Origin of the sequence: Entomomonas asaccharolytica (assembly GCF_016653615.1) — a bacterium.
GTDB lineage: Bacteria > Pseudomonadota > Gammaproteobacteria > Pseudomonadales > Pseudomonadaceae > Entomomonas > Entomomonas asaccharolytica.
The window spans coordinates 3,059,486-3,072,772 of sequence record NZ_CP067393.1 but is presented as its reverse complement, the minus strand read 5'-3'; the positions used below and the strand labels follow the sequence as shown (position 1 = coordinate 3,072,772).

Annotated in this window: 9 protein-coding genes and 1 tRNA gene; 7 read left to right on the top strand and 3 right to left on the bottom strand. The window is 33.2% G+C overall.

What is annotated here, in order from left to right; genetic code table 11:
• Positions 1-83 precede the first annotated feature (83 nt).
• Positions 84-1,535, bottom strand: a complete 1,452-nt coding sequence (gene pyk, locus JHT90_RS14400) for a pyruvate kinase (protein ID WP_201092281.1) — start codon at positions 1,533-1,535, stop codon at positions 84-86.
• Between the two features lie 97 nt (positions 1,536-1,632).
• Complete coding sequence (locus tag JHT90_RS14395) at positions 1,633-2,565, bottom strand: universal stress protein (RefSeq protein ID WP_201092280.1); 933 nt, start codon at positions 2,563-2,565, stop codon at positions 1,633-1,635.
• A gap of 274 nt (positions 2,566-2,839) precedes the next feature.
• Here JHT90_RS14395 and JHT90_RS14390 point away from each other — a divergent pair.
• The 7 genes from JHT90_RS14390 to JHT90_RS14360 all read left to right on the top strand — a co-directional run bounded on the left by JHT90_RS14390 (position 2,840) and on the right by JHT90_RS14360 (position 12,210).
• Positions 2,840-2,916, top strand: a tRNA-Pro gene (locus JHT90_RS14390).
• Between the two features lie 238 nt (positions 2,917-3,154).
• Positions 3,155-4,138: a hypothetical protein gene (locus tag JHT90_RS14385; protein ID WP_201092277.1), complete on the top strand. Its 984-nt coding sequence runs from the start codon at positions 3,155-3,157 to the stop codon at positions 4,136-4,138.
• 124 nt (positions 4,139-4,262) lie between these two features.
• On the top strand, positions 4,263-4,475 hold the full coding sequence (locus JHT90_RS14380) for a helix-turn-helix transcriptional regulator (protein ID WP_201092273.1): 213 nt from the start codon (positions 4,263-4,265) through the stop codon (positions 4,473-4,475).
• Between the two features lie 17 nt (positions 4,476-4,492).
• Positions 4,493-4,924 (top strand): hypothetical protein, encoded by a 432-nt coding sequence (locus JHT90_RS14375; RefSeq protein ID WP_201092271.1) that lies wholly within the window; start codon positions 4,493-4,495, stop codon positions 4,922-4,924.
• A gap of 845 nt (positions 4,925-5,769) precedes the next feature.
• Positions 5,770-7,362, top strand: a complete 1,593-nt coding sequence (locus JHT90_RS14370; RefSeq protein WP_201092269.1) for a type I restriction-modification system subunit M — start codon at positions 5,770-5,772, stop codon at positions 7,360-7,362.
• The gene (locus JHT90_RS14365) at positions 7,362-8,540 is read left to right on the top strand and encodes a restriction endonuclease subunit S (protein ID WP_201092267.1); all 1,179 of its coding nucleotides are present in this window, start codon (positions 7,362-7,364) and stop codon (positions 8,538-8,540) included. Before JHT90_RS14370 ends, JHT90_RS14365 begins: the two co-directional genes overlap by 1 nt.
• A gap of 13 nt (positions 8,541-8,553) precedes the next feature.
• The gene (locus JHT90_RS14360) at positions 8,554-12,210 is read left to right on the top strand and encodes a type I restriction endonuclease subunit R (RefSeq protein ID WP_201092265.1); all 3,657 of its coding nucleotides are present in this window, start codon (positions 8,554-8,556) and stop codon (positions 12,208-12,210) included.
• 373 nt (positions 12,211-12,583) lie between these two features.
• Here JHT90_RS14360 and JHT90_RS14355 read toward each other — a convergent pair whose 3' ends face one another.
• Positions 12,584-12,880: a hypothetical protein gene (locus JHT90_RS14355; RefSeq protein ID WP_201092263.1), complete on the bottom strand. Its 297-nt coding sequence runs from the start codon at positions 12,878-12,880 to the stop codon at positions 12,584-12,586.
• Positions 12,881-13,287: the final 407 nt, after the last annotated feature.

Sequence of the window (13,287 nt, the reverse complement as noted above, 5' to 3'; positions counted from 1 at the left end):
GAAAAATGCAATAAGAACAGTAGATTAAGATGGTAGTTTAAGTGTTATAGCCCTTTAGTAGGGCTATAACTAAGCAATAGAAATTAGACGATTAAATCACCTACACGATAAATTTTCATGGTATTGGTTCCATCACGGCGTGTGTAACTGTCACCTCTTGTTAAAATAACCCAATCACCATCTTGTACAGCGCCACGTTTTACTAACTCATCAACAGCGGCTTGACTTACTTTATCTTCTGGCAAGGCTGCTGGATCGAAAGGAATAGGTTGTACTCCTCTAATTAAAGTGGTTCTACCTTGCGTTTCTGCTTTTGGTGAAAGGGCAAAAATAGGGATAGATGAACGAATACGTGACATAATTAATGGTGTATAACCACTATCTGTTAAACTAATAATTGCTTTAACACCAGGGAAGTGATTCGCTGTATAAATAGCTGCAAGGGCAATACTTTCATCCCAACGATTAAAGGTTTCGCCTAAACGATGATTTGATTTTCTTGCAATTGGACTTTTTTCTGCGCCTATACAAATTCTTGCCATTGCTTTCACAGCTTCCAGTGGGTATTTACCTGCTGCACTTTCAGCAGATAGCATCACAGCATCTGTATAGTCTAATACAGCATTCGCCACATCGGATACTTCTGCACGAGTAGGCATTGGGCTGTTAATCATCGATTCCATCATTTGCGTAGCAGTGATAACAATTTTATTGTTATGGCGTGCATGCTGAATAATTTTCTTTTGGATACCTACTAATTCCGCGTCACCAATTTCAACACCAAGATCACCACGTGCTACCATTACACCATCACTGGCTAGAATTAGGCCATCTAAAGCTTCATCATCGACTACTGCTTCAGCACGTTCTATTTTGGCAATTAACCATGCAGAACTACCTGCTTCTTCTTTTAATTGGCGAGCATAAGCCATATCAGAGGCATCTCGTGGGAATGAGACGGCAATATATTCCAACTCCATTTCAGCCGCTAGTTTAATATCTGCTTTGTCTTTTTCAGTCAGTGCAGGTGCGGTTAATCCGCCACCACGACGATTAATTCCTTTATTATCTGATAAAGGGCCACCAATTAACACTTTACAAATTAATTCATCTTTAGTGACTTGCTCAACTTGCATTACGACACGGCCATCATCTAATAAAAGCTCATCGCCTTTTTTGCAGTCTTTTACTAAATCGGGGTAATCGATACCTACCACTTCTTTAGTGCCTGCATCTCTTGGATGGGTTACTGAAAAACGGAAAGTATCACCTTCTTTTAACTCAATTTTTTTGTCTGTAAATTTAGCAATACGAATTTTAGGGCCTTGTAAGTCACCTAATAATCCTACAAAGCGATTATGTTTCTTGGCTAAGCTACGTACTAAAGCTGCTCTGGCTTTGTGTTCTTCTGGTGTGCCATGTGAGAAATTAAGACGTGCTACATCAATTCCAGCTAATATAAGTTGTTCTAACATTTCAGGAGAGGTGCTGGCAGGGCCTAGTGTAGCAACAATTTTAGTGCGACGGTTAGTCATAAAATCCTTCTCAAAAAAAAGTGGTTTATAATAGAGTTTGTTATATTATAAACCACAATTCTTAATACTAATATTTACTTCGTTCAGAGAGTGAATATTATATTTCCGTTTTACCGCCATTTACTTGTGGATGCACTACTAATAAGTCACATTCTATAGCTTCTAGTACACGCTCCGCTGTGTGGCCAATCAACAAGTTATCTAAACTGCCACGAGCAACTGCTCCCATAATCATTAGACCTACTTGTTTTTCTTTTACAAAGTTAGGAATAACTTCTTCAGCAAAACCTTCTAACAAGAATTGTTGATCTTTAGAAACTTCTGGATAGTGACTAAGTAAATTCTCAAAAGCATCTGTATGTTCTTTAACAAAATCTTTTAAATACTGGTCATAGGCTCTTGATTGTTCACCACCAAATAGTTGTGGACGAGGCATAGCTGCATAACTATGTAAGTAATTAGCTGGCATTTTAAGAATATTTGAAAGCTCTTTAGAGATAGTAATTAACTCATTATCTAAATAAGCTGGTTTATCTGATACATGCAAAGGATCCAGAGCGGTACATAATTTATTACCCTCCCAATCACCATGCTGTACTAACCATAATGGATAAGTACAATTACGAATTAATTGCCATGAATTATTAGTAATAAATAAACGTTTTAACATGTTTTCTGAGTAAGCACTCTTAAACACAATATCAGGCTTAGTCTCATTGGCATAAGATATTACTTCTTTATAAGGAAGTTTGTTCCAGCGTACGGTTGTAGTAACAGTAAGACCTTCATCTCTAAGTGGTTGTGCTAACACATCAAGCCACTCTTTTTTATTTTCTAGTAAGGATGCTTTACCTTCATTTTCTTCTTTATTTCCACCAAACAAATGGAAGCCATCAAAAGACGAATCGTATTCAACTAACAGAAGATCTAATGTGGCAGATGCTTGTTTAGCAAGCCAAGCTGCTCTTTTTAACGCGGGTTGTCTGCCGTGTTTAGCGTCAACTACGACAAGAAATTTTTTAAGTTGCATACTGCCTCCTAAAGCGGGAAATAAACTCATCTCTGTAATTATTATGATGCCATAAATAGTGGGCAGAATGTATTTATTAGATCAATAAGCCTCTATTTATGCAATATCAGTATAAACCATCTCCATATAACATAACCAGTCCAAGCGAACCTTAATGTTAAGATTAATATAATGGATCAACCTAGTTATAAATATAGCACCTATTAAGGCTACTCTTTTTATTATAGTTAGTGTATTATTTGCCACCTTATTTTCAATAAGATTTTTTCTATATCGGGGCGTAGCGCAGCTTGGTAGCGCACTTGCATGGGGTGCAAGGGGTCGAGTGTTCAAATCACTCCGTCCCGACCAATTAAATCAATAAGTTATTAATATTTTCTTTTCTTTTAAATTCCCTTTCTTAAAAAATATCTTTCTGGTGACCGCATAGTGACCGTTTGTTCTTATGTTATTTAATTCTTTGAAAAAGATTGTAGCTACACATTATGTAATTATATTTGAAAGCTAATACTTTAATATAATAAACCATCCAATAAAGACTATAGCTGTTAAAATTAATCACCTATTTAATAATGATTAGGGATATTTAATGACAGCTTCAGCTAATAAAAGCAATTCTATCAATTCAATAGATAGACTATCGATTGCTTATTCCTCAGAAAATATTCCAGCTGCTTATATAAGTAACTATTCCAATCCTTTTAAACCTTATTTTTATTATATTGACAGCTTTGGTATAGGTAGTATTGCTGAAATAGCCATATATTTACTAAAAGATTTTACATTAGGTGAAATTAATGAAATCAGGCAACTATTAGCTAAAGAAGTTTTCAAATATGCACAATACAAACTAACTGATCTAAAACGCATTAACCCAGCTCTTACTCAAAAAGAGTTTACTAACCATATAGACATACTAGTAAACTACCTAGATGCTAATAAAGAGCAACAAACTTACCTACTTTCTAGTAAAAAAATAGTAAAGCCCTTACACTTATATGCTGTACTATCACTAAAGTTTATTCAACGTGTCTTAAAAAAACTTGAGTTTAATAAATATAAAGATCCAATACGTTTACTACTTGGCAGTGAAACACCACCATTGACCCATTATGATTATAGCGATATCGCTAAACAACTGATTAATGCTATGGGTTGTTTAACTAATGGCGTTTCAATCCATGCCAATATCTACCGTTCAGAACTGACGAACAATCAGCAAAAACAACGACAAACAATAGAAAAACGAATGGTAGGATTACAAACCACAATCAAAGCAAATAAACAAAAACAACAAGCCATAATAGAATTGGCGACAAAAATATGGAAACTTGATAACAAGCAACAACTATTACGAACAGGAGATATAGTTGAGCTTATCAGTGAAATACTATTTTATAAGTACCAAGATACCGAATCAGTACCCACTAGGTTAACCATAAAAAAATGGATAAAACCTACTTGTCCAGATTATGCCAAACGTACAGGTCGAAAAAGCCAACAAGATGAAATAAATACAGATATACAGAAAAAACAAATTATAGAAAAATTATCTGCTAAATCAACAAAGTAAAGCCATAAAAAATACCCCCTTCTGTAACGAAAAACCTTATTTCTCGTAACGGAAGGGACTATTTAAAAAATCACATCCTATTTACTCTATCACTACATTCTTAAACCGTTATGGAGCAAATACAATGTGTACAGAAAACAAAAGACTAATTCGTTTAGCAGAAGTAATGAGCCTAACAGGCTTATCCAGAGCCAGTGTGTACAACTATATCAAAGCAGGTACTTTTCCAATACAAGCTAAGTTTGGTAAATCCTCATTATGGGAGTACAAAGAAATTCAACAGTGGATTAACCAGCGTTTAGAAGAACGTAATAGCAATTCCAATAATAGTTATTAATACATAAAAGACTAGTCATGGGCAGAGTAGCTACTAAATTAAAAAATAAATATAAGATTAAAGGAAGATTTGGAAAACTTCCTTATAGTCTTTTTGTGAGTAAGCATTACTATAGTCTAGAACTGTCGTCTAGAGCGATATTACAAGGTATATTAATACAATATTATGGTATCAATAATGGAAATTTATCAGCCTCACATTCGATGGCCAAACAATGGGGTATAAAATCTAAAGCTACACTGGTGAAAGGCTTAAAAGAACTAATAGACAAACGCTTTATTATTAAAACAAGACAAGGGCTTTTTTTAAATAGTGAAGTAAGCTGTAATCTATTTGCTATTACATGGGAAGCTATAGATCATATAGATGGACTAGAACTCGAAATAGAACAAACAATAAAACCATACTATACAATTAAACAAATTATAGAAGGTAAAGACAAAGAATAAAATGAAGGTTCATTTACTGAACTGATTAAGTACATAAATTGACCTGATAACAAAAACATTGGCTATATAATAAACAGTTTTTACTTCTACAAAGGATTTATAGGTTCAATTATTGAACACATAAAACAAAACATCAGTTCAAAAAATGAACTCCTTTATATATATTTGCCACGTAGTAGTATTTTTATTAACTAATAAAAGAAGTAAAAGATAGCCTATTACAATATAATAAATACACTTTACTAATCTTTTAAAAATAAGCTCTTTTGCTTAGTCCTATGCCTTCTTTACTAAAAAAAGAACCATTGAACCAATAAAAGAACCACCCTTACGCGTGTATACATAAATAATAGTGATAGTTTAGTGACCACCTCCACGCGTGGAAAATAATATTCTCAAAAGAGAACACATTGTGCACACTTTTAGTTGTTAAAGCATTGCTAGCCAATTAATACAAATAAAAAGGTGAACACTTAGCGCACACCCCTACGCGTGAGAAAATAGGCTTTTAACTACTTATTAATAATAGAGTTTTTATAGTCAAAAAATAATTAGAGATAACTTATTGTTATTTATATTTATTCTAGTTAATTTCTGGAGTCCAAAAAAAGAATTAATTTTTTCAGTCCATAAAAACAGTAAATTATTCTTTATGTTGAATTTCAAAGTTTTCAAAAAGTAAACTGAATAAATATATCCAGCATTTAATCATATTCAATCCTCTATTCTTAGCCAGATGCTAATACCTACAAATCCATATAACAAACCTAGCACTTAATAGCCAACCATAATACTAGTTACTGTTGTATAATGGTTTTTTGCTTATCTTTGCTATGGATCTAATTATGTCAGAAGAACAGCTACGCATACTCCAACAACAACTATGGGCTATTGCCAATACCCTTAGAGGTAAAATGAATGCGGATGAGTTTAGAAACTACATTCTAGGCTTTATCTTCTACAAATATTTATCCGAAAAAATGCAGCATCAGGCTGATGAGTTACTAGCAGGAGATAATATAAAGTATGTGGATATAGACACTACCACACAACAAGGCAAAGAATATACACAAGCCATTCACCATGAATTAGCGGATACACTAGGCTACTTTTTAGCCCCTAATGAGTTATTCCACCGTTTAGCAAAACGTTGTAAAGACGATCCTCAAGCAGAAGATCAAGGCTTTATATTAGAAGATTTAGGTATTATTCTAAATAATATCGAAAAAAGTACCCAAAATAGTGATAGTGCCGATGATTTTGACAACCTATTTGAAGATTTAGACCTTACCTCTACTAAACTAGGTAGAACTGTAGAAGATAAAAATAGCCTAGTCTCTAAAATCTTTATTCATTTAGATGATATTAACTTTGACCTAACCAATACAGATAATGATGTACTAGGGGATGCTTACGAATACCTAATAGGACAGTTTGCTAGTGATGCAGGTAAAAAAGCAGGTGAATTTTACACACCACAAGCTGTTTCTACCTTATTAGCTAAAATTGTTACCCTCGATAATAAAACCCTTAAAAATGTTTATGACCCTACCTGTGGTAGTGGTTCATTACTACTGAGGGTAAAAAGAGAAGCCAAAAGTGTTGACCATATCTATGGCCAAGAACTTAATCGCACCACCTATAACTTAGCTCGTATGAATATGATTTTACATGATGTTCACTACAGCAACTTCGATATTAGGCAAGAAGATACCTTAGAAAAACCCCAACACCTCGATAAAAAATTCCAAGCTATTGTGGCTAATCCGCCCTTTTCTGCTCATTGGAGTGCTAACCCGCTTCATATGAACGACAACCGTTTTGGTCGCTATGGCAAACTTGCCCCACGTACCAAAGCGGATATGGCATTTGTACAACATATGTACTACCAGCTAGCAGAAGATGGCACCATGGCTGTAATATTACCCCACGGTATACTATTTAGAGGGGCAGCTGAAGGGCATATTCGCCAATACCTGATAGCACAACTTAACTGTATTGATGCGGTAATAGGCTTACCTGCCAATATCTTCTTTGGTACTAGCATTCCCACCTGTGTATTAGTGGTTAAAAAATGCCGTAAACAAGCAGACAATATTCTTTTTATAGATGCTAGCCAAGAGTTTGAAAAAGCAAAAACCCAAAATAAATTAAGGTTACAAGATATTAATAAGATTATTGAAGCTTACAAAGCCAGAAAAGACCAAGCAAAATATAGCTATGTGGCGAGCTTGCAAGAAATTAAAGACAACGACTACAACCTTAATATCCCGCGCTATGTAGATACCTTTGAAGAAGAAGCCCCTATAGATATTAATACCATTGCTAAACAATTGTCAGAAGTAGAACAGCAAGCTAAACAAACCGACCTGCAACTAGCAGGCTTTTGTGATGAGCTAGGTATCTTACCACCTTTTAGTGTAGGGAGTAGTAACTAATGTTAGTGCCAAAGCTAAGATTCAAAGAGTTTGGTAGTTCTCTTTTGTCAAATAAAATAGAAGATCTTGCCAAAATAACCACAGGCAATAAAGATACACAAGATAAAGATGATAGGGGGAGATATCCTTTTTATGTTAGATCTCAAAATATCGAAAAAATAAATAGTTATTCTTTTGATGGGGAGGCTATTCTTACAGCAGGAGATGGTGTTGGAGTAGGAAAAATTTATCATTATATTAATGGTAAGTTTGATTTTCACCAGCGAGTTTATTGTATATATAACTTTGATAAAAAAATATTAGGTAAATATTTATATTATTATTTTTCAGAAAAATTTTACAATAGAGTAATAAGAATATCAGCAAAGAATTCTGTTGATTCAGTTAGAAAGGATATGATTGCAAAAATGGTAGTAACATATCCTCATAGTTTATTAGAACAAACTAAAATAGCTGTTTTTTTAACCACCCTAGATACCCGTATTAATCAGCAAGAAAAACAATGCCAACTACTAGAGCAGTATAAAAGGAACATTATGCAACAAATCTTTAGTCAGCAACTACGCTTTAAAGATGATAATGGAAGAGAATTTCCTGAGTGGGAAAGTAAAATATTAAATGATATTGGTAAATCTTTTAATGGATTAGTAGGTAAATCATCAAATGATTTTGGTAAAGGTTCAAAATATATTACATACAAACAAGTTTTTGATAATAATAAAATAAACTTAGATTTGTGCTCTTTAGTTACAGTAGATGATGAACAAAACTCTGTACAATTTGGTGATATTTTTTTCACTATTTCGTCAGAAACTCCAAATGAAATAGCATATAGTTCTGTTTTGCTTTCATATCCACAAGAAAAAGTTTATTTAAATAGTTTTTGCTTTGGTTTTAGAGTTAATTCTTTCAAGATCCTTAGCCCCTATTTTGCCTGTTATTTATTTAGGAGTAGTTTTTTTAGAGAAACAATACTTAAACTAGCTCAAGGTAGTACAAGATTCAATATATCAAAAACTTCATTTTTAAATACATCTATCTTGTTACCTTGTGAAAAAGAACAAACCAAAATAGCCAAATTTCTAACAGCCATAGACGAGAAAATAAACCTAGTTAAAGCCCAGTTAGAACAGCTTAATACGTATAAAAAAGGTTTACTGCAGCAGTTATTTATTTAGCTTGAGAAATATTATGGAATTAACTCGTAAAGCTATAAAAGAACATTTAAATGATCATGATTGGTTATTGGAGCTAGAAGAATATTTTTCTATTATTGATGAAAAAATAGAAACTTCTCCTGATATAGCAATTGAAGCATGTAAGTCATTGTTAGAGGCTATTGCTAAAAATATTTTATTTAGACTTTCTGCTACTTATAAAGATGATACGTCTATAAAACTACCAACTTTATTTAATAATGCAACACAAAGTTTGTGTGAGAAAAATGATGAAACTGAAAAAGATTTCGTTAAAAGAATAAATCAGCTTATTCATTTTATAGGTGAGATTAGAAATGATAGAGGAATTATTTGTCATGGTCGTGTGCTCCCTTTAGAAGCTAAAAGCACAATAGCATTAGCAAAATCAATAAAATCTATTACAGATGGGATAGCTTCATATTATATAGAGCATTTTTGTGTTATAGATCTTGAATATAAAGATCTTATTGAATATGAAGACAATGAAGAGTTTAATAATTATCTTGATGAAGAAAATCCTATTGAAAATTCGAAAATTTTATATAGCAAGGCGTTATACGATTATGATTATGATGCTTATTATCAAGAATTATTAGATTATCAGAATGAGAAGCAGGCGGAATCTGATACTGTTGAGTTTGAATCAATTACTACCAAAATACATACATCAGAGCTAGATATAGCCAATAAGTTAGAAGCAAATATAATTATAGAAAAAGCGAAAGAACATAAGGAGCCAGTTATGACCATTCAAAGCGAAGCGGAACTTGAACAAGCCCTAATTGAAAAACTCCAACAAGGTGGCTATGAATATATTCCTATTCGCACTGAACAGCAGATGTTAGCTAATTTGCGTAAGCAATTAGAAATCCATAATAAACTGGAAGCAAAACCCTTTACCGATAATGAATTTCAACAAATCCTAACTCACCTAAAAAAAGAGAATACAGTTTTTAGTCGAGCAGAGGTTCTTAGGGGGCGCTATGAGCTATACCGAGATACAGGTGAGCTTACTTATATAACTTTTTTAAATACCCATGATTGGTGTTTAAATGAATTTCAAATAGCGAATCAAGTGTCTACAACAACTCGCAAAGCCCGTTTTGATGTCACTATTTTACTTAATGGTTTGCCTTTAGTGCAGATAGAGCTTAAAAAAGCAGGCATTGCCATTAAAGAAGCCTTTAATCAAATAAAAAAATATTATCGTCGTCATGATTTTTGGAGTGGTACAGGGTTATATGGTTTTGTGCAGTTATTTATTATCAGCAATAAAGTGAATACCAAATACTTCGCCCATAATGCCAAGCAACCTTTTGAGCAAACCTTTGTTTGGACAAATGAGCTAAATGAACATATCTCAAATTTATTTGATTTTGCTGATACCTTTTTAAAACCTTGTCACTTATCTAAGATGATTACCCATTACACCGTACTACATCAAAGTGACAAGTGTTTAATGATATTAAGACCTTATCAATACTATGCTTGTGAAGCCATTATTAAACAGGTTAAAGAAACCAATAACTTTGCTTATATTTGGCATACTACAGGGTCAGGTAAAACTCTCACTTCTTTTAAAGCAAGCCAAGTAATTACAGGCATGCCAACAGTAGAAAAAGTATTATTTGTAGTAGATCGCCGTGATCTGGATTATAAAACTGCCAAAGAATTTAATGAATATTCACCCAATAGCGTGGATATGACTGATAATACCCATAAATTAGTTAATCAATTAACAGATAACAATACCAAGCTAATAGTAACCACTATTCAAAAGCTAAGAAATGCCATTACTCACCCTCGCTATTTAGAAGAAGTCTCCTATTTACAAGATAAAAAAGTCGTCTTTATTTTTGATGAATGCCATCGTAGCCAATTTGGTTTAACACATAAAAAAATTAAAGAATTTTTTAAAGGGGCGCAAATGTTTGGTTTTACAGGCACCCCTATCTTTCGTGATAATGCCAACACCAGCCAAGGTATTAAACAAACCACCAAAGACTTATTTGGTGAATGCTTGCATAAATATGTGATAGTAGATGCTATTAGGGATGAAAATGTACTACGCTTTGCCGTGGAATATATTGGCAAATATAGCCGTAAAAATACCGTTAATGAACTAGATATACCCACCGAAGAAAACGACGAACAACCAATAGAACAAACTAAAGAAGTATTAGAAAACCCTGCACGACTCACTAAGATAGTGGATTATATTCTAAGGATACACGATCAAAAAACCCAACAAAGGGCTTTTACAGCTTTATTTGCAACTTCTAGTATAGACTGTGTTATTAAATACTATGAGCTATTTAAAGAGCGCCAACAACTACTAATAGAAGAATATGAAGCCAAGGGATTAAGATATAAGCCGCTAACCATTGCCACTGTCTTTAGTTATACCCAAAATGAAGAAGAAAAAAACCTAGAACAAGTGAATGGTTTGTTGGATGAAGAACCTTTGGAAGTAACAGGTAAGATCAACAAAACCTACAAAGATAAGTTAGATAGTTTTATAGCAGATTATAACCAGCTTTTTAATACCAAGTTTGCAGCCAATGATACCCAATCCTTTACTAACTACTATAACGATATTGCAGAACGCATAAAAAGCACAGAGCTAGATTTACTATTAGTAGTTAATATGTTTTTAACGGGCTTTGATAGTAAACAGCTCAATACCCTTTATGTGGACAAAAACCTAAAACAACATGGGCTTATTCAAGCTTTTTCACGTACCAATCGAATTTTAGATGCCAATAAAACCCAAGGTAATATTGTCTGCTTTAGAAATCTCAAAAAAGCCACTGATGATGCTATCACTTTATTTTCTAACAAAGATGCCATAGAAACCGTATTAGTAGACTCTTATGAAAATTACTTAGCAAAATACAATACTCTGGTAACTAAACTATTAGCATTAGTGCCTACGGTGGAAAGTGTTGATAAATTACCCGATGAAAATGCTGAACTAAACTTTGTTGAAATTTTTAGAGATATGCTTAGGCTTAAAAAAGTATTAAGTAGCTTTGCTGATTTTAAAGTAGAAGATCTAAGTTTATCTGAACAAACCTTTGCTGATTATACCAGTAAATACTTGGATATTTATGAGAAAGTTAAGAAAACCATAGAAGACCCAGATACCCCTGCTAGTCCCTTAGCTGAGATAGACTTTGAAACAGTCCTTATTCATAAAGATATTATTAATGTAGCCTATATTATTGAGTTACTCCAAAAAATTGCTAAGACAAAAGATCAACCAACACGCCAAGAGCAAACAGACAATATAATCAGTATGCTGGCGGGTGAAGTGAGCTTTAGAGATAAACGTGGACTGATAGAACGTTTTATTAAAGAACAAATACCTTACTTAACTGAAGAACAAATACCAGAGGCTTTTAAAGAATATTGGCAAACTGAACAAGAGAAAGCACTTATTACTATTTGTACTGAAGAACAGTTGGATGAACAAAAAGTAAGACAACTAATAGAAAACTACAAACTATTTGATCGCTTCCCACGAACACACGAGATTAAAGCGTGTTTAGACTATACCCCTAAAATACTTGAGCGAAAGGCTATTAGTGATCGTATTTGTAAAAGAGTATCAGATTTCTTTGATGTGTTTTTTAAAGGAATGGATTAGTTCTAAAGGATACATAATATTTAATTTATTTAAGGTGATATTTAATAATATAGATCAGATAATTATTTATTATGTGATCTATAATATACATGTCTAAGTTTATCCTTCCTATTCAGCTTAGATGATATAATTATGGAATAGAAAGTCCTATATATTCGTTTTGTAGTCTGATATATAGGGCTTTCGTCGTTTTAAAGAACCACTTTTAGCACCAAAAGCACCACCCCCACGCGCGAGAAAATAGGCTTTTCCGACATTTGTTAACTATAGGTTTTTAGACTCAAAAAATAATTCAACATAACTTGTTGTTAGTAATAAGTATTCTATTGAATTTTGCCAGTCCCTAAAAAAGAGTAGGGAATGGTAATAAATATTAATCCTTTTTATTTCTAATTTTACTGGCTATTGGATTTAACTCTTCTAATAACGTCATAGCATCATTTAATAACAATGTAGAAACAGAAATGACAGCATGGAGAGTAGTTGGATTACTTTTATCAAACTCATAGAGATTTTCAAGTAAGTTAATTACTGCATGTAATCGGCCTGTTGCACATTCATAAATATCATCTAATGAAGCATTAGCATTGTAATAGAGTACATTTTCACTATTACATTGTGAAGTCAGGCTTAAGGGAATAAAACAATGTGGGGTCGTAAGTTTAGTCATTGATCTGCTCCTGTATCCTTTTTAGCCTCCATTCGTAACTAAGGAGGCGGAACTGTGTACAGGTTGGTCGACCGAGAACCTAAGGAATCGGCACACCCGAAGGTGTCCCATACACAGTCCGCCATAAAATACAGGCGAAGCCATGCTATCTACATACTAAAAACTTAGTTGTAGTCTTAGGTTCGATGGGCGACCAAGCCCATACTATAGATTTTGCTATAGCAGTTTTATTGTAAAACTACCTAATCAGCGCAGCAAGTTTTTATTAAATTAAATGTAAAGTTATATCTATGAAAAGGTGTCAAAAAGCAAAAATGTGTAGATAAGAAGTACTAATAATAAAATTATTTAATGATAAATAAGTCTAGATGGTTAGAAATGATTTAAAAGAGAATTATTTGCTTCTT